We start from the raw sequence: 23,138 nt of genomic DNA, 5'->3' as shown, positions 1-23,138 counted from the left end.
AGGCCCGGACGAAGGGGGATTGGTGCTGTGACGGAGTACGCGGACCGGGTACGGGGCGCCCTGCTCGGCGGGGCGGTCGGTGACGCGCTCGGCTGGCCGGTGGAGTTCCTGCACCTGGAGGACATCCGGGGGCGTTACGGCCCCGAGGGCGTCACCGGCCCGGTGGGGACCCGGGACTGGCAGGTCACCGACGACACCCAGATGACGCTGTTCACCGCGGAGGGCCTGATCCGCGGCTTCGTCCGGGGCTGGTCCGGCGGCGGCGGGTCGGTGCCGGAGGCCGTCCACGGCGCCTACCAGCGCTGGCTGCTGACCCAGGAACAGGGCGGGCCCGACCTGCTGCCGCTGCAGGCCCCGTACGACGGCTGGCTGCTCCGGCAGCCGTTCCTGTACGCCCGGCGGGCGCCCGGCAACGCCTGCATGACCGGGGTCGCGTACCACCGGGAGTTCGAGACGCCCTCGATGTTCGGGCAGCCCGGCCCGATCAACGCCCACTCCAAGGGGTGCGGCACGGTGATGCGCTCTGCGCCGTTCGGGCTGGCCCGGCTCGGCGTCGAGCAGGCCTTCGGGCTGGCCGCGCAGTGCGCCCAGCTCACCCACGGGCACCCGACCGGGTACCTGGCGGCGGGCGCCTTCGCCGCGCTGATCGAACGGGTGACGGCCGGGACGGACCTGCGCACCGCCGTCCAGGAGACCATCGAGCAGACCGAGGGCTGGCCGGCCGGCGAGGAGACCGTCAAGGCGCTGCGGCGGGCCGTGCTGCTGGCCGACCAGGGCGATCCGAGCGCCGAGTGGGTCGAGCGGGTGGGCCTCGGCTGGATCGCCGAGGAGTGCCTGGCCATCGCCGTGTACTGCGCGCTGGCGGGCGGCGAGGGCGCGGCCGGCGCCCGGCGGGCCCTGCTGCTCTCGGTGAACCACTCCGGCGACAGCGACTCCACCGGCGCGGTCTGCGGCAACCTGGTCGGCGCGGCCTACGGCGCCGCGGCGCTGCCGGCCGACTGGACCGGCTCGGTGGAGGGCCGGGAGGTGCTGCTCAGGGTGGCGGACGACCTGGTGGTGCTGTTCGGCAGCCGGGAGCCGGCCCACCCGGTGCTCGACGACCGCTACCCGGTGGGGTAGCGGCCGCCGGGCCCGCAGGCGGTCGCCCTGTCAAACGGTCGGGCGGTCGGGCGGTCGGGCGGTCGCTCTGCCAGGCGGTCGGGCGGTCGGGCGGTCAGGCGTGGCCGCCGGACCGGGCCCCGTCCGCCTGCGTCAGGTCGAGTCCGGTGAGGGCGGCGCCCGCCCCCGGATGGCCGGGCTCCAGCCGCAGCGCCTGGCCGAGCGCCGCGGCGGCGCGGGCCCGGTCGCCGAGGCGGGCCGCCGCCTTGCCCAGCACCACCCAGGCCACCACCAGCCCCGGCTCCAGCCGGACCGCGCGCTCCAGTTCGCCGACCGCCTCCCCCAGCGACCCGGCGCGGGCCAGCCGCAGGCCCTCGTTGTAGGCGAGCCGGCCGCGCAGCCGCAGGTGCACCAGCGGCGTGAGGTCCTCCTGGCAGCCGGGGCAGCGCAGGCTGTCGGGTGCGGGGGCGAGCCGGCAGAGCGGGCACTGCACGCCGTACCCTGCGCCGTCGTCCTGCGGGGGGATCACCGGCTCGGGCCGTCCGGTCATCGCGGCCCCGCCTCCTCCGGCCGCACCGGGCCGCTCGGCACCGAGTCGTGGTGCGCGTCGATGTCCTGCCCGGCGAGCGCGTAGCACTCCACCAGGTCGGTCATGCCGGCGTTCACCAGCTCGTAGTTGCCGGTGTCCAGTCCGTCGTCGACCCGCTGCAGGGCCGCCCGGATCTGCTGGGCGAGCGCCGGGCTGACCATGCCCTGGACGACGAAGACCCGGCAGTACGTCAGCACCCGGACGGTGTGGCCCAGGGCCGCGATCGCCGCGTCCGCCCGCTCGGCGGCGTCCACCGCGGCGGCCTGGTCACCGGCGTCCCGGGCCGCGTCCAGTTCGGCCCGCAGCCGCTTGAGCTCGTCCAGGTCGTCCGGGCGCAGCAGGCGGTCGCAGCTCTGGATGACGGCGCTCAGGTAGGCGCTCACGCCCCGGACCATCGCCTGCGCCTGCTGACGCTGCAGCGAGTCGGCCAGCATCTGCTCGGCCGACCGGCCCTTGACCTGGCCGGCGGCCATGTCGTCGAGCTCGCCGAGCAGGTTCTCGGCGGCGCGGCGCTCCTCCGGCGTGAGCTCCTGCTCCCAGCGCTCGGTGAACTCCGCCACGGCGCGCCGGCGGTCGTCCACCTTGGCCCGCCACTCGGGGTCGAGGACCGTCCGCTGGAGGGTGACGGTCTTCGCCTCGCCGCCCTTGATCCGCACCTCCAGAGTGATGGTGCGGTCGGCCGAGAGCCCGAAGGAGACGGTGATCCGGGCCCGGCCGGTGGCGTCCTCGGGCAGCCGCAGGGTGAGGGCGCCGATCAGCTCGTTCTGCTGGGCCACCTCGTGGTCGCCCTCGTAGACGGCGACCTCCAGGCGCCGGCTGCCGCCGCCGGTGGCGAAGAAGTCCTTGTGGACGGGCTCCGCGGTCGGGTAGTTGGTGTTCTTGGGGATGATCACCGCCATCCGGCCGTCGTTGAGCTCGATCCCCAGGTCCTTCGGGGTGATGTCGAAGGGGTTGGCGACCTGCATCCACTCCCCGCAGCCCGCACAGGACTCCGCGCCGGGGGCGTTGAGCACCCCGCAGGCGGCGCAGCGGAGCCCTCCGGTGTCCGCGTCGGCGGCGACCGCCGGGGCCAGCGACTCACCGCACAGGCCGCAGGCGGCGGCGCCCGGTGCCGCGGCGGTGCCGCACCGCGGGCAGCTCCGCACCCCGGCCGCGGCGGCCGGGGCCGGCGGCAGCGCCGAGTTCTCCTCCGGGACGGGCGCCGTCCCGCACTTGGGGCACTCGGCGGCCTGCGGGTCGACCGGCAGGAAGCAGCCCGGACAGGTGGTCCTGGGCTCACCGAGCAGCGAGTTGCCGCAGCCGGCGCAGTCCGACGCGGCCAGCGGGTTGTCGGTGCGGCAGGACGGGCAGTCCAGTTCGGCGATCAGCGCGGACTGCACGGCCGCGCCGAGCGCCACGCACTGCATCGGGTTCACGCCCCGGCGGATCCGGTCCGGCCCGAACAGCGCGGCCAGCTCCCGCTCGACCAGCGGGATCGCGGTGGAGCCGCCGACCAGCAGCACCTCGTCGATGTCACCGACCGTCAGGTTGGCCTCCCGGACGGCCTTGCGGGTCAGCTCCAGGGTCCGCTGGATCCGGGCGGCCACCAGCTGCTCGAAGCGCTCCCGCTCCAGCTCGGTCTCCAGGATCAGCGCGCCGCCGCCGAGCCCGGTCAGGTTGAGGTCGGCGACCAGCTGGCTGGACAGCTCGATCTTGGCACCCTCGGCCGCGCCGTCGATCCTCGGCCGGTCCCGCTGGTCCGGCTCGTAGCCGGCGCCGTGCTCGGCGCGGATCTCCCGCAGCAGCTCCTCGGTGAGCAGCCGGTCGAAGTCGTCGCCGCCCAGCAGATTGTCGCCCTCGATGCCGAGCACGGAAACGGACCCGGGCATCAGCAGCAGGATCGAGATGTCGAAGGTGCCGCCGCCAAGGTCGTAGACGAGGACGGTCCGGCCCTCGTCGCCGAGGTCACCGGTCATCCCGTACGCCAGGGCCGCGGCCGTCGGCTCGTTGATGATCCGCAGCACCTGGAACCCGGCCAGCCGCCCGGCCTCCTGGGTCGCGGCCACCTGCCGCTCGCCGAAGTACGCCGGCACGGTGATCACGGCACGGTGGAACACGTCGCCGGACCGCAGCTCGGCGTCCTCCTTGAGCCGGCGCAGGATGATCGCCGAGAGCTCGATCGGCGTGTAGGCCCGGCCGTTGAACCAGACGTTGACGTCGCCGTCCTGCCCCGGCGTCACCCGGTACGCCAGGTCCTTCAGCACCGCCTGGACCTGCGGGTCCTTGAACTTGCGTCCGATGAAGCGCTTCACCGAGCGGATGATGTTCTCGGCGTCGGTGGCCACCCGGCCGCGCGCGCTGGAGCCGACCAGCAGCTCACCGCGCTTGCCCCGGCCGACCACCGAAGGGGTGGCCTCCTGGTTCTGCCGGTTGTGGATGATCTCCGGTTCACCCCGGCGGAGTTGGGCGACCACGGAGTTCGTGGTGCCGAGGTCGATACCGAGCGTCCTGTACACGTCCCTGTCCCCTCACTGCGCCGTCCGTCGGCACTGTGCTGCTGCTGGTCTCAGCTGCCGGTGCTGCCGGTGCCGGTGCTGCCGGTGCCGGTGCTGCCGGTGTCGGTGCTGCTGGTGTCGGTGCCGGCGACATCGGCGCTGGCGGTGGTGGCGGAGCTGCTGGTGCTACCGGTGCTGCTGGTGCCGCTCCCTGCGGTGGTACGGCGCTTCGCCCGGGACTGCTGCCGCTTCGGCTGCTTGCGGACGGGCCGGGGACGCTCGGGTACGGGCTCGGGTACGGGCTCGGGCTCGGGTACGGGCTCGGGCTCGGGTACGGGCTCGGGCTCGGGTACGGGCTCGGGCTCGGGTACGGGCTCGGGCTCGGGTACGGGCTCGGGCTCGGGTACGGGCTCGGACGCCGGCTCCGCTGCGGGAAGCGGCTGCGCCCCGGACGGCCCTTCGGGCAGGGCCGGGGCCGGCCCTTCGGGCAGGGCCGGGGCCGGCTCGACGGACAGGGCCGGCGCGTCCGGTCCGGCAGCGAGCTGCTCGTCCGGTGCCGCCGCCGTCCACTCCTGCGCCGTCCATTCCTCCGGCTGCCATTCCTCCGGCGGCCCGGCCGGCAGCTCCTCCGGGAGGACCGAGACCACGACGCGGGCCCGGCGCAGGACTTGGTCCTGCCAGAAGAAGCCGGCCTGCACCACGTCGACCACGGTGTCCTCGGGCATCCCCGCGACCGGGGTGGTGGCCACGATCTCCGAGACGTCGGTGTTGGCCAGCCGGTTGTCGAAGCTCATCGGCCGCACCCCAGCCCGGGCCAACTTGAGACGCAGCAGCCGCCGGGTCGCCGCCGCCCCGGCCTGCGTGGTGGCGGGGGCGGGGGCGCCGAGCAGGCGCTCGGGGTACGCCACGGGCTGGAGTTCGGTGCCGGCGATGGCGCCGAGGGCGTCGTCGACCTCCAGCAGGCCGAGCAGCAGGTCACGCAGCCCGCTCTCGGCCTCCTTGGCCTCCTCGGCGCGCTTGCGCTGGGCGAAGGCGCTGCGGAAGAGCAGCTTGCCGAAGGCGTCGGCGAGGTCGACGGCCGCGGCGCCCGGCGGCACCGGCAGCGGCTGCTCGTCGATGGCCAGCGGGTCGGCGCCGGCGGGGAGTCGGGCGCCGGGGATCTGCGCCCCGAGGGCCTGCGCGGCGGGGAGGCCGTCCGCGGGGAGGTCCGCGGCCGGGCGGCCGGTGTCCGTCCCGGTCATTCCGGCACCTCCACGGGCGGCAGCACCGCGAGGGTGACGGCGTACCGGTCCACCGCCTCGAACGGCGGCGGCTCGCCTGCGGGCGGGCGCCAGACGCCCGTCACTTCGTCCGGGCGGATCACCACGAGGGCCTCCAGGGGCGGAAGTCCGAGCTCCTGCACGGGCGGCAGGAAGGTCTCGGGGGCGGCGTCGGCGAAGGTCTCGGCGAGGGCGGTCGGCCACCGGGCCGGCGCCGGTGCCTGGATGTCGAGGGCCAGGCGCTGGTCGGGGTTGCGCAGGATCGCGGCGGCGGCGTTGACCTCGCGCGGACTGTGCCGGCGGGCCCGGATGGCCTTGAGGTGGGCCGCCTTGATCTCGGCCGCACCGGCCCCGAGCGGGAGCCCGAGGATGTCGTACGCGGTCTCATCGGGCAGTGGCACGAAGGTCTCCTGTCCCCATCAGCGCATCCTGGCCAACTGGGAGTTGAGCATCATCAGTTCGGTGTTGTAGGGGTCGATCTCCAGGCCTTCGCGGACGGCCCGGCGGGCGCCGTGGAGGTCCCGCCGGTTGGCCAGCGCGACGGCCTGGATCCGGTAGCAGAGCGCCAGTTGCTGCCGGGTGTCGGCCAGGTCGAGGACGTCCAGGGACTTCTTGAGCAGGGCGAGCGCCCGGGTGAAGTCGTCGGCGTTGGCCCGGTCGACACCGTGGTTGCGCAGTGTCCAGGCGAGCGCCTCGCGGGTCTGCGCGTCGTCCTCGTACCAGCGGGCCTCCTCCAGCAGGCCGATGCGTTCGGTGGGCCGGCTCTTGAACTCCTCGCCGAGGGCGTGGTTGTGCAGCATCACGCCGAGGATCCGGCGGCCTTCGGCGCGGGCGTCGGCGGGGTCCTTCTCGGGGTCGAGCACCACCGCCTGGGTGGCGGCGGCGAGCGCCGGGGCGCGGTCCCGGGCGAGGGCGAGCTTGCGGCCCTTGCGGTAGAGGACCCCGGACAGCGTGCGGCGCAGGTCGTCGCCGTCCGCGAGCGCCAGTGCCTCGCGCAGCAGTTCCTCGGCCTGCGCGAAGTCGCGGTCCCGGCCCTCGTCCATCAGGGCGCCGGCCCGGTTGCCCAGGACGGTGCTCGCCGTCCGCCGGACGAGTTCGTCGTCGGGGGTGAACTCCAGGGCCAGCCGGACGAGCCGCAGGGCCTCGGTGTAGTCCCGCTGCTCGTTGTTCACCTTGCGGCCGAGCTGGAGGTAACTGGCCCCCAGGTTCTGCCGGACGCCGTGGTGGCCGGGCGCGAGGGCGAGGGCCTGCTCCAGCAGGGCCACCGCGCCGGCGTGGTTCTCGCTGTCCTCGGCGAGCAGCGCCCGAACACCCTGGAGGGCGGCGTCGGCGATCTGCTCACGCTGGGTGTCGAGCGCGGCGCCGCCGGCCGCGGCGCTGGTCCAGCTGTCCAGCGCGGCGGCCCACTCGCGGTGCCGGTGGCGTTCGCCCGCCTGGCGGAGCAGCACCTCGGTGAGCAGGTCGGCGGCGGCCTCGCCCGGCCGGCCGGCCAGCGCCGCGACGGCCTCCTCGTAGAGGCCCTGTTCCAGCAGGAAGTGCTGGACGCCGAGCGGGGAGAGCAGGGCGGCGAGCCGGGCGAGGCCGTCGCCGCCGCGGGCGGCGAGCGCGGCGTCCAGGGCGCCGGTCCAGGCGGGGCCGGCGGGTTGCTCCCGGATCCGGGCCAGCAGCAGCGGGCCGCAGGCGAGCCCGGCCGGTCCGTCGCCGGCCAGGGCGGCCCGGGCCATCTCCTCGGCGGCGCGTAGTTCGAGGCTCCACCGGACGTCCAGGGCCGTGTCGGCCCGCTGGGCGGCCGGGCCGTCGGCGACGTCGGACTCCCGCAGGTCGCGGCCGATCCGCTCGGCCAGGGCCGCGCGGGCGGTGGCGATCTGCTCGGGCCCCGGGGTGCGTCCGGTCCGCTCGGCGAGCAGCTCCCAGAACGCCGGGCTGTGCAGGACGGCGGCCCAGCAGGCGGCCGTCCACTCCCAGTGGACGCGGCCCGCGCCGGAGGCGGCCAGCCGGTGGGCGGCCAGGGCCAGGGCGTGGATCGCGGCCAGGTCGCCGGGGGCCTGCTGCCAGGACGCCCGGCGGTGCTCCCAGGCCTGCGGGTGCCGGCCCTCCTGCTCGTCCAGGTCGGCCCGGCGCTCGGCCAGCAGTTGCTTGCCGCGCAGGCCGGTCGGGTGGGCCGGGACGAGTTCGAGGGTCAGGTCGAGCTGCCGCTCGGCCTCCTCGTGGCGCTGCTCACGGGCCGCGTGGACGGCCAGGGCGAACCGGACCGCGGCCAGGGCGGCCCGCGAGGCCTGGTCCGGGCCGGCCTCGCCGTAGGCCTGGGCGGCGCCGGCCAGATCCCCGCGCTCGGCGCGGAGCAGGGCGGCCGTCCGGCGGGCGAGAGGGTCGGCGGGCGCCCAGCGGGTGAGCGCGGCCTCTGCCGCGGCGAGGTCGCCGGCCCGGCGGGCGGCGTCGACCAGGGCGGCGGTGACGGGGGCCAGGCAGCCGCGGCAGCGGGCCGCCGGGGGCCGGGAGCCGGGCGTGGACGTGGAGGTGGGCGGGGACGTGCGGGGGGCCGGCAGGACAGCGGCATGGGCGTGGCAGCACGGCCGCCCGCACTGACCGCAACGGACGGCGGACGGGATCGCGCAGTCCCCGCCGGACTCGTCCCCGGCGGCACAGCGCAGGGGTGCGAGGACGGGTTCGCCGCCCTGGACGTCGGCGGCCTCCTGCCCCGGGTCCAGGGCATGGGCGTAGAGGGCGGCGGCGCGGGCCCAGCTGCCGGCGCGGGCGGCGAGCGCACCGCGCAGCACGGCCTCGGCCGGGTCCCGCGGGAGCGCCTCGGCGGCGCCCGGCGCACCGGGCCCGACCCGGCCGGGGTGCTCGGCCCCGGCGGGGTCGCCGTCACCCAGCAGCGAGACCGCGAGCGCCGGGCGGCCCTGCAGCAGCCGGGCCAGCGCGAGGTGGTGGCGGCCCCGGGCCGTGAGGTGGCGCTGCCCCAACGGGCGGAGCAGGTCCACGACCGCGGCGGCGTCACCGCGCAGGAGGGCCGGCACGGCGAGCAGGTGGGTGGCGCGGGCGTCCTCGGGGTCGGACAGCAGGGCGATCCGCAGCAGGCGGGTGATCCGGCGCCGGGCCAGGTCGTCGGCGGGCCGGGCGAGCAGCGCGGCGCCGCCCTCGCGCAGGGCGGCCTCGGCGATGAGCGCGGGCCAGGTCGGGCCGGCCGGGTGGGAGCCGTCCGGCTGGTGCTCCTGGCAGCTCTCCCAGAGTTCACGGGCCCGGGCGTGGTCGCCGGCGGCGAGGGCGCGGCGGGCCAGGTGGTCCCGGGCGGTGGCGAGGTTGCGGGCCACGGCGGGGGTCTGCTCCAGGCCGGCCCAGCAGTCGGCGGCGGCGCCCGGGTCGCCGAGGGCGGCGTGGGCGAGGCCGCGGTGGTGTTCGGCCTCGGCGGTCCGCAGGCCGTCGAGGAAGTGCAGGGCCTGGGCCGGCTGGGCGGCGGCGGCGAGCGCCGCGCCGAGTCTGACCCGGCCCGGCTCCCAGCCGGGGTTGTGGGCGAGGCCGGCCTGGTACTGGGCGACGGCGGTGGCGGGGTCGGCGGCCCGTTCGGCCAGCAGCCCCAGGCCGAAGCGGGCGGGCGCGTGGTCGGCGTCGGCCCGCAGCGCGGCCTCGAAGCAGGCCCCGGCGACGGCGTCGTCGTGTTCGGCGACGGCCAGCACGCCGCGCGCGTAGTGGGTGCGCGGGTCGTCCGGGCCCTCCCGGACGGCGGCGTCGAGGTCGGCGCGGGACCGGGCGAGGTCGCCCGCCTCGCGGTGCGCGATGCCGCGGTGCAGCGGGACCTCGCGGCGCAGCCGCTCCCCCAGGGTCCAGGGGGAGGGTGTGCCGGGCGGGCGCCGGGCGGCCTCGTCCAGGGCCTGGACGGCCTCCGGGTGACGGCCCTGCCCGGCCAGCACCACGCCGAGCCGGAACCAGATCTCGGCGCTGCCGGTGACCGCGCCGCCGTCCGCCCCCTGACCGGTGGCGACCCGCAGGGTGGCCTCGGCGTCGGCGGGTCGGCCGCCGGCGCGCTGGGCCGCGCTGCGGGCGAGCACCGCCCATTCGAGGCCGGGGGCGGCGAGCAGCACCCGGCGGGCGAAGTCGGCCACCTCGGTGTGGCCGCGCCGGCGGGCGGCCAGGCAGCGCTGCTGGAGGTAGCCGTCGAACGGTCCGGCCGCCGGCCCGGGGGCCGGTGCGGCCGCCAGCGCGGCGAGGACGATGTCGAGCTCCTCCTCCCCGGCCCGCGCGGCCGGGGAGGCGCCGGCGGCGATGTCCTCGGCCAGCGCGTGGAGCGCCTCCGGCGGGAGCTCGGTGAGGGTGAAGGCCTCGCGGTAGAGCCGGAGGGCGGCCGGGCCGTCGCCCAGGGCGGCGGTGCAGAGGCCCTGGCCGACCAGGGCGTTGCCGCGGCCCTTGCGCAGCGTCGGGCTGAGGGCCGCGCCGGCCAGCCGTTCGGCCAGCTTGCGGTAGGCGCGCAGGGCTTGCGGGGTACGGCCGGCGGCCCGTGCGGCGTCGGCCGCGGCGAGGAGCTGGGCGTACTGGTCGGCCCGGGTGACCGGGCGGCTCGCGGCGCGCCGGCGGAGCCCGGCCCAGATCGCCAGCGCGATCACCGGCAGTAGGACGAGAACGATCGTCATCCCCGCATCCGGGCGTGGCTACGCCCATCCGTCGCACTCAACGGACCCCCCTCAGCTGCCGTTTCGGCTGTCTCCCCCGGTGCGGCCCGCGGCCAGGTCGTCGGCTCGTCCTGGAACGCGGGAGCACCAGGAAAACATCTTGCCGGGCAATCGGCCGGAGCGGAGATCTCTTCCCGAAATCACCCCAAAATCCTTGGCTTCGACCATGTTTGTCGATCAGTCATCTGCAGGGCCGATCAGGGCTTCGGGCTGGTCGGAGCCTCGGCATGTCAGGGCCGCGGCCGGCCGGAGCCTCGGCCGGCCGGCGCGGCCGGTCAGGGCAGTCGGTCAGGGCTTCGGGTCGGTGACCTGGCCGAGGAAGAGCGGCTGCCCGGTGGCGGTGTCACGGATCAGAAAGACGAACGGGCGGTCGACGTGCAGTTCCACGGCCTGCCGGGGAGCCGGCGCGGCGGCCGCGCCGATCCCGACGCCGCTGCCCGCGGCGGCGACCGTGCCGTCCTCGTCCACCGCGATGGTCGCCTTCTGCACCACGGCGTCCACCTTCAGCCGCTCCTGCTCGCCGGGGCCCGGGATGCCGCTCAGGTCGGCGGCGTCGAAGGCGGCCTTCACCCCGAGCGAGCGCAGCGGCCCGGCGAGGTTGTTCGAGGTCTCGAAGGTGAAGCGGGGCAGGGTCAGGTCGACCTGCCGTTCGGCGAGGCCGCCGACGATCCGGTCGAGCTGAGCGGCGTCCAGCCCCCGCACGAAGCCGTCGAACCCGCCCTGCGCGGGGACCACCAGGTCCATCGCCAGATTGCTGTCGGCGTACGGGAGTTCGACGGCCTGCCAGGGCTGTCCGGCGATCCCGCCGGAGCCCTCGGCGTAGCGCAGGGCGGCGTTTCGGCCCATCGTGCTGACGGCCGCGGCGTTGCCGTCGAGACGATGGAACGGCTGGTCCGAGGTGTGGGAGTGCTGGAACGGCTCGCGCCACTTCGCCTTGAGGAAGAGGGCGTCGGTCAGGACGAGGCGGGTGTCCGGGGTGATGTCGCGCGGGCCGAAGAGGTCCTTGATCCGGCCCTCGGTGTCCTTCTCGACCAGTGCGTTCACCGCCTGGCGGGAGCCGGCCGGGTCCTTCTTGAAGTCGGTGGTCCGCACGCCCGCGTCGAAGGCGGCGGCCAGGGTGGCGAGGTAGCCGGGGTCGAGGGTGAAGCCCTGCTGGGCCCAGAGGGTGTCCGACTGCCGCAGTACCGCTCCGTCCTTGCCGCCGGCCGGCCGGGCCTGCCGGCCGAGTGCGCCGGTCGCCACCGCGTACCGGGTGGCGGTGAGTCCGGTGTGCAGCGCCTTGGACAGCTCGTCCGCCGTGGCGCCGCGCGCACCGGGCAGCACCATCGCCAGGGCGGTGGCCAGGCCGGACGGCGAGAGCACCAGGTTGCGGCCGGCGCCCCCGTCGGCGGTGAGCGCGCGGAGGAGGTCGACGCCGAAGGCGTTGGTGGCGGCGGCGGTGGCTGCCAGCTGCCCGGGATCGGCGCTCACGGGGGTGGCGGGGGCGGAGGCGCGGACCACGGACGGGTCCGGGGCAGCGCCAGGTCCGGCTGTACTGCCGCAGGCCGCGATCGGGGCCGTGGACAGGACGGCCGCGAGGAGGAGTGCCGCCGGGCGGCGGGGCCCGCGGGAATGGCCGGTCCGGGGGATTCGAGAGGTCGGAGAGGTCCGAGAGGTCCGGCTGGTCATGGCAGGTGTCCCCGTCCTGGTTCGGAGCGCCGCCTGGGCCCCGGCGCCGGGTACTGGCGGTTTCGGCTGTCGGCGGTTCGACGCGGGCGCCCCCGGTCCGGTTCCGGGACGGCTCGCGACCTGCACCGGACCGGGAGCAGGCAGGCCGGGCCGGGCGGGCCGGCGGAAGGCACGGACGGCGGCGCGCCCGGCCGGTGATCGCGCCCGGGCCCGCCTACCCTGGCGCCATGGCCGAGCCGAAGACCACCAGGACCACCGCCGACGTCGGGGAGTTCCTCGCCGCGGTGGCCGACGAGCGGCGCCGGGCCGACGCCCAGGCGCTCTGCGCGCTGATGGCCGAGGTCACCGGCACCGCGCCCGCCATGTGGGGCAGCGCGATCGTCGGCTTCGGGACCTACCACTACCGCTACGCGAGCGGCCGGGAGGGCGACTGGCCGCCGGTCGGGCTGGCGCCGCGCAAGCAGGCGCTGACGCTGTACGTCGCCGAGGGCTTCGACCGGCACGCCGATCTGCTGGCCAGGCTGGGCCCGGTGACCACCGGCAAGGGCTGCCTCTACATCAAGCGGCTGGCCGAGGTGGACGCCGAGGCCCTGCGCGAGCTGGTCAAGGCGGCCTTCGAGCGCTTCGACGGCACCACCGTCACCAACTGACCGGGCCCGCGCCGCCACCTCCCCGGCCGCCTTGCGCCGCCCGGCCGGGCGGGCCGCAGGTCAGTCCTGGTCCCAGAGCGCGCCGAGGCCGAGCAGTTCGTCGCGGTGCTCGATCCGCTCCACCCACGCGGCCGGCCAGGCGCCCGCGCCGTGGTGCGCGCCCGCGAAGGCACCGGCCAGGCAGGCCAGCGAGTCGGAGTCCCCCGAGGACCATGCCGCCCGGCGGACGGCCGCCACCGGGTCGTCCGGGAGCAGCAGGAAGCAGAGCAGACCGGTGGCGAAGGCCTCCTCGGCGATCCAGCCCTCGCCGGTGGCCAGGCAGGGGTCGGCCTCCACGTCCGGGGTTGCCAGCGCGGCGTCCAGCCGGTCCAGGACGTGCAGGCAGTCGTCCCAGCCCCGGGTGATGAAGCTTTCCGCCGACGGGTCCTGCGCCCGGTCGGCGAGGTCGCCGAGCCAGTACGCGTCGTACCTGGTCCGGTGCGCCAGCGCGTACGCCCGCAGCAGCGCGGGCAGTCCGGCCGGCGCCGCCCCGCGCGCGAGCAGGCGCACGGTGTACGCGGTGAGGTCGCTCGCCGCCAGCGCGGTGGGGTGGCCGTGGGTGAGCGCGGACTGCAGCTGCGCGGCGCCGGCGTACTCCTCCTCGGTGAGCCCGGGCAGCAGGCCGACCGGCGCGACCCGCATGTTGGCGCCGCAGCCCTTGGAGCCCACGTCGGTGGCGTCCTGCCAGCGCCGCCCGTCCCGGAGCCGCTCGCAGGAGCGCAGGCAGGTCATGCCGGGTGCCCGGTTGTTGTCCGGCGAGCGCCACCAGTCGACGAACTCCTCGCGGAGCGGCCGCTCCAGACGCAGCGGCCCGAGCGGGCCGCGCTCCAGCGCGGTGCGCAGCCCGCGGGCCAGTGCCAGCGTCATCTGGGTGTCGTCGGTGACCAGTGCCCGCTTCGGCAGTGGCAGTTCGCGCCAGTCGGGCCAGTCGGCCGCGATCCGCTCGACCGGCTGGAACTCGGTGGGGCGCCCCATGGCGTCGCCGATCGCCAGGCCCAGCAGCGTGCCGGTGGCGGCCTTCCGCATCACGTACCCCCAGGTCTTGACTACACCTCGACCAGCAGCTCCTTGAGCCCCCGGATCACGTACCCGGGCTGCCACTCGGGCTCGCGCACCAGGCGCAGCCCGGGGGCCCGGCGCAGCAGCGCGCCGTACGACTCGCCGAGCTCCAGTCTGGCGAGCGGGGCGCCCAGACAGAAATGGATTCCGGCACCGAAGGTGATGTGCGGGTTGTCGGCGCGGGCGAGGTCGAGCCGGTCCGGGTCGGCGAAGCGGGCCGGGTCGCGGTTGGCGGAGCCGAACAGCAGGGCGATCTCGGAGCCGCGCGGGATGGTCGTGCCGGCCACCTCGATGTCCTCCAGCACCCAGCGCTCGAACATCTGCAGCGGGGTGTCGTAGCGCATCAGCTCCTCCACGGCGGTCGGCAGCAGTTCGTCCACCGAGCGGCGCAGCAGGGCGAGTTGGTCCGGGTTGCGCAGCAGTGCCCACCAGCCGTTGCCGGTGGTGTTGACGGTGGCCTCGTGGCCCGCGTTGAGGAGCAGGACGCAGGTGGAGACCAGCTCCTGCTCGTTCAGCGCGTCCGAGCCGTCCTGGGCCTGGATCAGCGCGCTGAGCAGGTCGGTGCCGGGCCGGACCCGGCGCTCGCGGATCAACCCGCGCAGGTAGTCGGAGAACTCGACGCTGGCGGCGACCGCCCGCCGGCCGGTCTCCTCGGTCGGGTTGAGTTCGAACATGCCGGTGATCGCGGCCGACCAGGGCCGGAGCAGCACCCGGTCCGCCGCGGGGATGCCGAGCATCTCGGCGATCACCGCGACCGGCAGCGGCTCGGCGACGGTGGCGATCAGGTCGCCGCCGCCGTCCGCGAGCAGGGCGCCGGCCAGCTCGTCGGCGAGCCGGGCGACGGCGGGCCGCAGCTCCTCGACCATCCGCGGGGTGAAGGCCTTCGCGACCAGCCGCCGGATCCGGGTGTGGTCGGGGGCCTCCAGGTCGAGCAGCCCGTTGTCGTTGAGGGTGTGGAAGGGCTCGTGCGCCGGGTCGGGTGCGGGCCGCCCGAACTCCTCGTGGGTGTAGCGGTGGGTGTAGGTGCGGCCGAGCCGGCGGTCCCGCAGCAGGGCGCTGACGTCCTGGTGCCGCGCGACCAGCCACTGCCCGGTCGGCTCGTACCGGCTCACCGGCGCGTGCTCGCGCAGCTCGGCGTAGGCGTCGTACGGGTGCGCCACGAACTCGGCCGACCAGGGATCGAACATCGCTGTCGTCATGGGTCACTCCCTGCGGGGTCGGGGAGCCATCGTAAGCGGGGACGGCCCCTGCGGCCGCGGGTCAGGGCCGCAGGGGCGGGAGCCGGATCCGCCCGCGGGGGGCGCGGGTGTCGAACATGGTCTCGTCCACCGGGCGCGGGGGCGGCGCGACGACGCGGGTCAGCGGGATGGTGTCGCGTCCGCCGAGCGCCAGCAGCCAGGCCGTCAGGTCGGGCCTGCTGCCGTACGGGCCGCCGGCCTGCGCCCAGGTCCGGCGGACCGCGGCGAGGCGGCGTTCGGTCAGCACCCCGGGCAGGGGGTCGAGCTGCTGGTCCGGGGTGAGGTAAGGGTCCTGGGCGAGGGCCCGGCCGATGATCAGGGCCGCCTTGAAGCGGTCGCTGTCCGTGCTGGCCCGGCTGCCGGGCGGGGTCCGCAGGTCCTCCCAGTCGGGGGTGTCCGCCTGGTCGAGGACGGGCAGCGCCCCGGCCTTCCGGGCGCCGTCGCAGTCGATGAGGTAGACGGCCGGCTCCGGGGCGACCGACCAGAGGATGTTGGTTCCGGAGAGGTCTCCGAGCACCAGGCCCCAGCGGTGCAGGCGGTCCAGCAGCCCGGCGAGTTCGAGGACGAGGGCGAGCCGTTCGGCGGGATCCGGGCGGAGCACTCCGCGGGTGGCCGGCCGCTCCGCCCGGAACAGGTGCTGGAGCTCGGTGAGCTTCGGACTGCCCGAGGCCGGCTGCCAGCGCATCGCCGCGGGGGCCTCGCGCATGAGGAAACCGACGCAACGGCTGCCGTCGACCACCCGGCAGAGCGGCCAGGCTGCCTGGGCGTCCAACCGCTCCCGCTCCGCGGGGGGCAGAGCGTGGCGCAGTCCGACGAGGTCGGTGAGAGCGGCACCGTTGACCTTGGCCGGCTGGAGGTAGCGCTTGAACAGGAGCCCCGGACGCCCCACGATCCGATGGATGGTGCCCTGACCGCCCCGGCCGGCCCCACCCGACAGGACCAGCCCGCCCTCGTCGACGTCCCCGCCGTCCCGGAGGGCCAGGAGGACCGTGTCCACCCCCGCCATCAGTGCCCCTCCCACAGGCAGATGACGGTGCGATCGTCGTCGTAGCTCCGGGCCCTGACCTGGGTCTGCCAGAGGAACTCGGCCAGACCGGGCACGGGTCTGCCACCCCACTGACCTGCCAGGAGCTCCCTCATCTCGGCCTCACCGGCGAGCGGGAGGGAGAACCCGTCGGTGCAGAGCACCAGCACGTCGGCCGGCCGGCCGTCGCTGATCAGCCGGGCGTGGGCGTGCTGGTAGGGCCCGGGCAGACAGTCCGTGGCGCTGTCGATCACCGGCTGGGCGTCGGTGGTCCGGTCGAGCGGAGTCCAGACGCCCTCGCGGAGCCGGAGAAGTCCGCCGTCGCCCACGGACACGAACCCGCGGACCCGGACATCGGGGTCGAGCGGCACCAGGAGCGCCCGCATCGTGGTGGAGTAGGCCTCGGCCGGCAGCCCTTGCCTCTCCGCCTCCTGCTTGAGCTCGGCCGCGGCCTCCGTCACGGCGTTGTTCACCAGGCCGGCGAAGTTGGTCTCGTCGCCCCGGGCCAGGTAGCCCGACAGTGCGGACGCCTTGTTCCGGATCTGCTTGGCGAGCAGCCGGCCGATCCCGTTGGAACCCCGCTGGGAGTGCGGCTGGGAGCCGACGCCGTCGGCGACCAGGAGCAGCGCCAGTTCACCCACCTCGGCCACCAGCAGGGCGTCCTGGCGGCACTCGCCGGCGTACCGGTGCGAGTCGCCGCGGACGGAGGCCGCCCGGACCACGACCCGGCCGAAGGTGCCGCCGTCGAGCACCGTGTCCGGCAGCAGGGAGGCGTAGAGGTCGGGCGCGGAGGCCGACGGGAGGCCGGCGGGCTCCGGTGGGTAGGCCGGGGCCTTGCGGCCGATGTGCGGCGCGGGGCCGGGGTTCAGCTCCGAGTCCGCCCAGCCTGCGGCGGACGGCACGGCCCGGGCGGGCTTGAACAGGCTCACCGGCTCCGCGGGCGGCGGGACCGGGACCGCCGGCTCGGACGGTGCGTAGACGGATTCGTACGGCGCGGAGTACTCCGTGGTCATCGGGTGCCCGCCGCTCAGAGCTTGTCGAGCGAGACGCTGGTGAACCCGGGCACGTGATCGTCCACGAGCAGGCTCATCCCCACTCCGTCGGCGGTCGCGCCGCTGACGGAACGGACGATCGAGCGGGTGAGGCTGGCCGCGAACTCCTTGAGCGCCACGGCCGCCGAGACACCGTCCTCCGTCCCCATGAACGCCTTGAAGGTCGCCACCTGCGCGATCACCGCGCGCTGGGCCACACCGATCCCGAACGCGATGATGTGCGGGCGGAACTTCGAGGCGAGCAGCTCCTGGTACGGCCGCTCCCAGTCGGTGTCGGTCGGGATGCCGTCGGAGAGGAAGAAGACCACCGGCCGGAAGACGTCGTGCCCCTCGGCCTTCAGTGCCGGTACGTCCCGCTCGATGGCCCGGTGCAGCGTCTCGAAGGCCTTCCCGAAGGAGGTCAGCCCGGAGGCCGCCAACGCGGGCAGCTCCTCGATGTCACTCAGCTCGACCAGCTGCTGCAGCTCGTGGGCCTCGGTGGAGAAGCCGATCAGCGCGAAGCGGGTCTTGTCCGAGACCGTCGGGTTGGTACTGATCTCCTGGTGGAGTTCGGCCAGCGCGTCGTTGAGGTCGCCGATGTTGGCGTCCATCGAACCCGACTCGTCGCACATCACGTAGAAGGGGAGGATCTGCACTGCGTCTCCTTTGTCAGGGCCCTGCGCGAGCCGGCCGATTCCGCTCAGCGGGTGTAGAAGTAGATCTCCAGCGAGGCGTGCCTCGGGTTGTCCGCCAGCGAGATGAAGTCCCGGGTGGTGGCGCCCTGGAACATCTCCGGACGGGCCTGCGCCAGCAGGCCGTTGACGGTGTGGGCGTAGGCCTGGCCGGCCCCCGGGTCCCGGTTGCTGCCGAAGGTGAGCACCACGGCGGCCTGCCGGCCGGCGTACCGGTCGGTCGCGGCGCGGATCTGGGCCGCCAGGCCGGCCGCGTCGGCGCCGTCCCCCGCGACGTCGACCGTCACCGGGTCGTGCTCCACCCCGCGCGGGCCGGTGCTGACCGGGCTGGGGCTCGCGGACGGGGACGCGGGCCCGGCCGACGGGCTCGGGGACGGGCCGGCCGCCTTCGCCGCCGCCCGCTGGGCGGCGATCGGGTCGCCCTGGTCACCCATCGCGATCAGGGCCAGCACCAGGAGCATGTCCGCGAAGAGCCAGCCCGCGAGGTGCAGCGTGCGGGAGCCCGCCGCGGGGCGGCGGAACCGGCCGCTCACCGGCCGGCCTGCCGGACGGGGAGCTCGTCCAGTTCGAGCGTCGACCGGCGGGCGGGCTCGTCCGAGAACTGGCCGGGCCGGGGCCGGGCCGGGCCGGGCAGGTCGACGCCGTGGTCCTCCTTGGCGAGGACGACCGGCCGGCCCTCCCCCGCCAGGGGTACCGGGGCCGGCTGCTGCCGGGCGGCGACGGCGTCCAGCACGTCGGCGGCCAGCCGGGCCGCGGTGCGGTCGACCCGGTCGGCCGCCGCCAGCGTGGCGTCGGAGGCGGTGGCCACCTGCCCGGCCAGCTCCGCGACCTGCCGGACGGTGTCGACGAGACGTTCCAGCACCTGGCCGGTGACGTCGGCGACGGTTTCGGCACCCGTCGTGAACCCGCGCTGGGCGACCGCGAGGTCCCGGACAGCGTCCTCCACCCGGTCGCCCGCCCGGGCGAGTTCGGCGCCGACCCGGTCGGTGGCCTGCTTGACCAGCTCGGCGGCGTCGGTACTGCGCTGTCCGCTGCGGTGGACCAGGCTGTCGGTGGCGGCCGCGCCGTCCCGAACGGTGACGGAGAGCTGCCCCGCGCTGTCGCGGACGGTGTCCGAGAGCTGGCCCACGCCGTCCCTGAGCGCCTTCTCGACCCTGCGGACGGCCTGCTGCAGGGGGTCGACGGACGCGCCGACGTCGGCCAGTCGGTCCTTGGCGGCGACCAGCGACTGTTCGACCAGTCGGGCCGCCTCGCCGAGGTCACGCTGGGTGTCGACGGCCTGACTGCCCAGCCGCTCCAAGGTCTGGGCCGCGCCGGTGAGTTCGGCGGCGAAGCGCTGCGGGGCGGCCCGGCGCCGCTCGTGCAGGACGAGCTGGGCCCGGGTGAGCAGCGGCACCAGCTCCGCGAGCAGGCTCTCGGCCTCCTGCGCCGCCGCCGCCTCCCGGCGGTCCGCCCCGGCCTTGCGGCTGCCGTGGACGACCGAGAGGGCGAGCAGCACCGCGATGAACAGGGTCGCGTACAGGGCGACATGGCCGAAGGTGGCCCAGGCCGCGAGCCGGCCCTCGAAGCCGGACTGCCACAACTGGAGGAACGGGCGGCCCGCCTGGGTCGCGTCGCTGCCGATCAGTGCCTGGTAGGCGCTGGTCGCCTGCATCAGGCCGGACCAGGTGACCAGGAGCGGCAGGAACACCAAGGTCCCCAGAGCGATCTCGATCAACGACCAGACCCGGTGCTCCGAGCGGGGCACCACCGCCGCCCGCACACTCTCCGGCCGGACGAAGACGTGAGTCAGGTCGAGTTCGGCCCAGGCGTCGACGTCGCCGCGACCGGAGAGCGCCGATCCGAGCTCCTGCAACTCTCCCTGACGTGTCGCCAGGCCCGGCCGGGAAGCCAGCTCGCGCAGCTCGCCGGCGATCGTGTCACGGTCGAGCAGATGGCCCGAAGCCATGGCGGTGCTCCTTCGCTGAGATACCGGCGGATGCGGCGGCCTGCCAACCCTGGAGCGGCCCACGCACGCGGGCGGCGGTCCACCGGCGGCGGTCAACAGCCGGGCACAACTCCCCCACGAGGATGACGCAGCGTCATACTCCGCACCCGACCGGCCTGTTCCAGCGGCAGCGTAGCGCAGAATCCTGCACACCCGGGGCACAGTCCGCGCACCGGAAGCACATCCGTGACCTGGCACCGGGAGCCGCACCTCGCGGCACCCGGTGCCCCCACGCCCGCCGTCGCTCAGGCCTCCGTCAGCAGTCGCCGGACCAGCGCGGGCAGGGCCGTGCCGATCGGTTCGCGGATCACCTCGTCGGCGACCGGGTCGTACGGGGTCGGCTCGGCGTTCATCACGACCAGCCGGGCGCCGCCCTCCAGCGCGACCTGCACCAGCCCGGCGGCCGGGTACACCTGGAGGGTGCTGCCGACCGCGACGAACAGGTCGCAGGCCTTGGCGATGGTCTCGGCCTGGGCCAGCACGACCGGGTCGAGGGTCTCGCCGAACATCACCGTCGCCGGCTTGAGGATGCCGCCGCAGGCCGCGCACGGCGGGTCGGGCTCGCCGGCCGCCACCCGCTCCAGCACCTCGCCCATCGGGCCGCGGGTACGGCACCGTACGCACTGCACCTCCCGTGCGGTGCCGTGCAGTTCGAGCACCTTGCGGGCCGGCAGGCCGGACCGCAGGTGCAGCCCGTCCACGTTCTGGGTGAGGATCCGGACGGGCAGCCCGGAGCGCTCCAGCTCGGCCAGCGCGAGGTGGCCGGCGTTGGGCTCGGCCGCCAGGGCCCCGGCGTCTCGGCGCATCAGCCAGGCCCGGCGGCGGACGTCCGGGTCGGCCAGGTACGGGCCGATGGTGACGAGTTGCTGGGCGTCGGGGTCGCGCTGCCAGACACCGTTCGGGCCCCGGTAGTCGGGGATGCCCGAGTCGGTGGAGACACCGGCACCGGTCAGGACGGCGATCAGGGGACGCTTCGCGTTCATGCCCGGACGGTACGGGCCCGGCGGGCGCGGCCGCCACCGAGTAAACGGCCGGTCCGCACCGACCTGCGGGGCGCCCCCGGCGCGAGCCCGCCAGCCCCCGAGGGGGCCGGGTGGGACACCCTGGGGGCCAGTCCTCCGAACGCGCCGGGGCGCCCGCCCGCGGTCCGCTAGCGTGGGGCCTGTGACCAGCGCCGACGCCCTGATGACCTGGCTGACCACCCGCACCGCCGAGCAGCTGACCGAACTGCTCGAACAGCGCCGGCTGCCGTGGACCGGCGCCGCCGGCCTGGACGACCCCGCCCGGCTCGCCGAACAGCTGCTGGGGAACGCGTCCGTCGCCACCGCCCTGACCGGGCTGAACACCGCCGAGACCCAGGTCCTGACCGCGATCGCGGTGCTCGCCGAGCGGCTGCACGGACCCGCCCCGCGCGCCGCCGGCCCGGCCGGGCTGTCCGGTTTCGCCGGGACGCAGGCCGCCTACCGCCAAGGCCTCGGCGGCGGCTCGGGCGCCGATCCCGCCGAGCGGGCCGTGCCGCGCTCCCTGCTGCTCGACGCGCTGGGCGGGCGGGCGGCCACCGAGCTGGACGCGCTCGCCGGGCGCGCGCTGCTGCTGCCCCCGCACGGCGAGCGGCTGACCGTGCCCGGGCTGCTGCACGAGCGGGTGCCCGAGCTGCGGGGGCTCGGCCGGCCGGCCGGCGTCCTGCTGACCTCGGCCTACCGGGCGGCCGAGATCGCCCGGGTCGCGGACGAGCTCGGCCTGCCGCCGAGCCGCAACCGGGACCAGGCCCAAAGCCAGGTCGAGGAGCACCTGGGGGACGCCGAACGGCTGCGCGCCACCCTCGCCGACGCCCCGCCGCAGGCCGCCGCCCTGCTGGCGGCGCTGGCGGCCGGTCCGCCCCGGCTGCACACCTACTGCTTCGTGAGCGACACCGGCGGCTACTACGGGTCGGGCGGCAAGTTCCTGTTCCGGCCGGACGGTTCGGGTGATCCCGGCGCCGACTGGCTCGCCGACCGCGGCCTGCTGGTACCGGTCGGCCCGGACATCGCCGAGCTGCCGCGCGAGGTCGCCCTGGCGCTGCGCGACCCGGCCGAACCACTGCCGTACGACCCGCTGCCGCCGGCCGTCCTGGCGCTCGTGCCGCTGCCAGCCGGCTGGACGGGCGAGGCGCAGGCCACGGCCACCGTCACCGCCTCCCGGGTCGAACTGCTGCTCCGGTCGACGGCCGCGCAGCCGCTGTCCGTCCGCAAGGCCGGCGGCGTCGCCGTACGGGACACCAAGCGGCTGGCCAAGGCGAGCGGCTCGTCCGAGGAGCAGGCCCGGCTGTGGCTGGACCTCGCGGCCAACGCCGGCCTGGTCGCCCCGCACCGGGACGCGCCGCCGCCGACCCGCGGCCGCCGGCCCGCGCCGCCGCAGCCCGCCCGGATCCTGCCCACCGCGCGGTACGACGAATGGCTGGTCGCCCCGCCGGCCGGCCGGCTGGTGCCGCTGATCGCCACCTGGGCCGTCACCCCCGAGGTGTTCGGCCACCGGCGCGACGCGGAGGAGGTCCCGGTCGCCCTGGTCACCCCGCAGGACCGGTCCGCCGTGCCGCTGCGGCACGCCCTGCTGGAGGCTCTGGCCCGGCTCCCCGACGGGTACGGGATCGGCCCGGCGGCTGCCACCGGTGACCGGGCGCTCGGTGAACTGCTGGCCGGGGCCGCCTGGTTCAGGCCTGACCTGCTCGACACCGCGGACCCGGCCGGGGCGCTCACGGGCACGGCGGGCACGGCGGGTGGAGCGGGCACGGCGGCGCCCGGGGCGGACACCCTGGGCCGGGCCGCCGCGACCCTGCGCGAGGCCGAACTGCTGGGCGTGGTCGCGCACGGCGCGCTCACCCCGGTCGGCCACGCGGTACTGGCCCTGCTCCGGGCCGGCGCCGACCGCTGGTTCCCGGCCGTCCCGGGCACCGGTGTCCGGCTGACCCGGCACCCGGCGCTGCGTACGGCGGTCGACGCCCTGCGCACCGCGCTGGCCGATCTCGTCCCGCCGCCGCGGACCACCGCCCGCTTCCAGGCCGACCTGACCGCCGTGGTCGCCGGCTCCGCCGCGCCCGAACTCACCGAGCTGCTCTCCGCGGTCGCCGACCGCGAGTCCGAGGGCCACGCCGTGGTGTGGCGGATCGGCCCGGCCTCCGTCCGCCGGGCGCTGGACGCCGGCTCGGACGCGACGGAGCTGGCCGCCCGGCTGGCCGAGGTCTCCGAGGGCGGACTGCCGCTCCCGCAGGCGCTGGAGTACCTGCTCAGGGACACCGCCCGCACCCACGGCCGGATGCGGGTGGTGCGCAGTGCCTGCTGCGTCCGCTCGGACGACGAGGCACTGGTGCTGGAACTGTCCAAGGTCCGCTCGCTGGCCCGGATCGGCCTGCGGCGGATCGCTCCCACCGTGCTGATCAGCACCGCGCCGCCGGAGGAGACCCTGGCGGCGCTGCGGACGGCCGGCTACGCACCGGTGCTGGAGGCCGAGACGGGGACGACCGTGGTGGAGCGGGCCGCCGAGGAGCGGGCGGAGAACCCGATGCCCTCGCTGGCGCAGGCCCGCCGGTTCCTGGGCCGCGGCCCCGCCACCGCCGCCGAGCTGGCGGCGGCGGTGCTGGGTCTCGGCCCGGCCGCGCAGGACGGGGACTGACCGCCGGCACACCGC

17 protein-coding genes are annotated in these 23,138 nt (G+C 76.1%); 3 read left to right on the top strand and 14 right to left on the bottom strand.

Annotation, left to right across the window (positions count from 1 at the left end; translation table 11 throughout):
• Nucleotides 1-27 precede the first annotated feature (27 nt).
• On the top strand, nucleotides 28-1,119 hold the full coding sequence (locus OG689_RS24275; protein ID WP_266323011.1) for an ADP-ribosylglycohydrolase family protein: 1,092 nt from the start codon (nucleotides 28-30) through the stop codon (nucleotides 1,117-1,119).
• Between the two features lie 94 nt (nucleotides 1,120-1,213).
• On the opposite strand, the gene OG689_RS24270 is transcribed toward OG689_RS24275, so the two are convergent.
• The 6 genes from OG689_RS24270 to OG689_RS24245 form a co-directional block, all read right to left on the bottom strand.
• Nucleotides 1,214-1,648, bottom strand: a complete 435-nt coding sequence (locus OG689_RS24270; protein ID WP_266323010.1) for a tetratricopeptide repeat protein — start codon at nucleotides 1,646-1,648, stop codon at nucleotides 1,214-1,216.
• Nucleotides 1,645-4,182, bottom strand: coding sequence for an Hsp70 family protein (locus tag OG689_RS24265; protein ID WP_266323009.1), 2,538 nt, complete (start codon nucleotides 4,180-4,182; stop codon nucleotides 1,645-1,647). The genes OG689_RS24270 and OG689_RS24265 overlap by 4 nt, the downstream gene beginning before the upstream one ends.
• A 50-nt stretch (nucleotides 4,183-4,232) precedes the next feature.
• Complete coding sequence (gene grpE, locus OG689_RS24260; protein ID WP_266323008.1) at nucleotides 4,233-5,402, bottom strand: nucleotide exchange factor GrpE; 1,170 nt, start codon at nucleotides 5,400-5,402, stop codon at nucleotides 4,233-4,235.
• On the bottom strand, nucleotides 5,399-5,821 hold the full coding sequence (locus OG689_RS24255; protein WP_266323007.1) for a hypothetical protein: 423 nt from the start codon (nucleotides 5,819-5,821) through the stop codon (nucleotides 5,399-5,401). Before OG689_RS24255 ends, grpE begins: the two co-directional genes overlap by 4 nt.
• An 18-nt stretch (nucleotides 5,822-5,839) precedes the next feature.
• Nucleotides 5,840-10,048, bottom strand: coding sequence for a hypothetical protein (locus OG689_RS24250; RefSeq protein ID WP_266323006.1), 4,209 nt, complete (start codon nucleotides 10,046-10,048; stop codon nucleotides 5,840-5,842).
• A gap of 327 nt (nucleotides 10,049-10,375) precedes the next feature.
• Nucleotides 10,376-11,557 carry a serpin family protein gene (locus OG689_RS24245; RefSeq protein ID WP_266323005.1) on the bottom strand — a complete coding sequence of 394 codons (1,182 nt, stop codon included), beginning with the start codon at nucleotides 11,555-11,557 and terminating at the stop codon, nucleotides 10,376-10,378.
• Between the two features lie 425 nt (nucleotides 11,558-11,982).
• Between OG689_RS24245 and OG689_RS24240 the strand changes: the two genes are divergently transcribed.
• Entirely contained in the window at nucleotides 11,983-12,405 is a 423-nt protein-coding gene (locus OG689_RS24240; protein WP_266323004.1) for a DUF1801 domain-containing protein, read from the top strand.
• A 60-nt stretch (nucleotides 12,406-12,465) separates the two neighbouring features.
• On the opposite strand, the gene OG689_RS24235 is transcribed toward OG689_RS24240, so the two are convergent.
• From OG689_RS24235 to OG689_RS24200, 8 genes are all read right to left on the bottom strand, one after another.
• Nucleotides 12,466-13,470, bottom strand: coding sequence for an ADP-ribosylglycohydrolase family protein (locus OG689_RS24235; RefSeq protein WP_266323003.1), 1,005 nt, complete (start codon nucleotides 13,468-13,470; stop codon nucleotides 12,466-12,468).
• Nucleotides 13,471-13,490: 20 nt separating this feature from the next.
• Entirely contained in the window at nucleotides 13,491-14,702 is a 1,212-nt protein-coding gene (locus OG689_RS24230) for a cytochrome P450 (RefSeq protein WP_266323002.1), read from the bottom strand.
• A 61-nt stretch (nucleotides 14,703-14,763) separates the two neighbouring features.
• Nucleotides 14,764-15,738: a hypothetical protein gene (locus OG689_RS24225; protein WP_266323001.1), complete on the bottom strand. Its 975-nt coding sequence runs from the start codon at nucleotides 15,736-15,738 to the stop codon at nucleotides 14,764-14,766.
• Nucleotides 15,739-15,746: 8 nt separating this feature from the next.
• Nucleotides 15,747-16,778, bottom strand: a complete 1,032-nt coding sequence (locus OG689_RS24220; RefSeq protein ID WP_266323000.1) for a protein phosphatase 2C domain-containing protein — start codon at nucleotides 16,776-16,778, stop codon at nucleotides 15,747-15,749.
• Between the two features lie 14 nt (nucleotides 16,779-16,792).
• Nucleotides 16,793-17,452 carry a VWA domain-containing protein gene (locus OG689_RS24215; RefSeq protein WP_266322999.1) on the bottom strand — a complete coding sequence of 220 codons (660 nt, stop codon included), beginning with the start codon at nucleotides 17,450-17,452 and terminating at the stop codon, nucleotides 16,793-16,795.
• 44 nt (nucleotides 17,453-17,496) lie between these two features.
• Nucleotides 17,497-18,021, bottom strand: a complete 525-nt coding sequence (locus tag OG689_RS24210; RefSeq protein ID WP_266322998.1) for a hypothetical protein — start codon at nucleotides 18,019-18,021, stop codon at nucleotides 17,497-17,499.
• Complete coding sequence (locus tag OG689_RS24205; protein WP_266322997.1) at nucleotides 18,018-19,436, bottom strand: methyl-accepting chemotaxis protein; 1,419 nt, start codon at nucleotides 19,434-19,436, stop codon at nucleotides 18,018-18,020. The genes OG689_RS24210 and OG689_RS24205 overlap by 4 nt, the downstream gene beginning before the upstream one ends.
• Before the next feature lie 284 nt (nucleotides 19,437-19,720).
• On the bottom strand, nucleotides 19,721-20,458 hold the full coding sequence (locus tag OG689_RS24200) for a Sir2 family NAD-dependent protein deacetylase (RefSeq protein ID WP_266322996.1): 738 nt from the start codon (nucleotides 20,456-20,458) through the stop codon (nucleotides 19,721-19,723).
• Nucleotides 20,459-20,639: 181 nt separating this feature from the next.
• Between OG689_RS24200 and OG689_RS24195 the strand changes: the two genes are divergently transcribed.
• Complete coding sequence (locus tag OG689_RS24195) at nucleotides 20,640-23,123, top strand: helicase-associated domain-containing protein (protein ID WP_266322995.1); 2,484 nt, start codon at nucleotides 20,640-20,642, stop codon at nucleotides 23,121-23,123.
• The last annotated feature ends 15 nt before the right edge of the window (nucleotides 23,124-23,138 follow it).

Origin of the sequence: Kitasatospora sp. NBC_00240, assembly GCF_026342405.1 — a bacterium.
Classification (GTDB): Bacteria; Actinomycetota; Actinomycetes; order Streptomycetales; family Streptomycetaceae; genus Kitasatospora.
The sequence above is the reverse complement of the archived record's forward strand: the minus strand, read 5'-3'. Positions and strand labels throughout refer to the sequence as shown.

Coding starts and splice junctions, on each gene's coding strand:
- OG689_RS24200 (WP_266322996.1), bottom strand. CDS start 20,458: ATGAACGCGAAGCGTCCCCTGATCGCCGTCCTGACCGGTGCCGGTGTC.
- OG689_RS24220 (WP_266323000.1), bottom strand. CDS start 16,778: ATGACCACGGAGTACTCCGCGCCGTACGAATCCGTCTACGCACCGTCC.
- OG689_RS24230 (WP_266323002.1), bottom strand. CDS start 14,702: ATGACGACAGCGATGTTCGATCCCTGGTCGGCCGAGTTCGTGGCGCAC.
- OG689_RS24205 (WP_266322997.1), bottom strand. CDS start 19,436: ATGGCTTCGGGCCATCTGCTCGACCGTGACACGATCGCCGGCGAGCTG.
- OG689_RS24270 (WP_266323010.1), bottom strand. CDS start 1,648: ATGACCGGACGGCCCGAGCCGGTGATCCCCCCGCAGGACGACGGCGCA.
- OG689_RS24240 (WP_266323004.1), top strand. CDS start 11,983: ATGGCCGAGCCGAAGACCACCAGGACCACCGCCGACGTCGGGGAGTTC.
- OG689_RS24235 (WP_266323003.1), bottom strand. CDS start 13,470: ATGCGGAAGGCCGCCACCGGCACGCTGCTGGGCCTGGCGATCGGCGAC.
- OG689_RS24250 (WP_266323006.1), bottom strand. CDS start 10,048: ATGACGATCGTTCTCGTCCTACTGCCGGTGATCGCGCTGGCGATCTGG.
- grpE (WP_266323008.1), bottom strand. CDS start 5,402: ATGACCGGGACGGACACCGGCCGCCCGGCCGCGGACCTCCCCGCGGAC.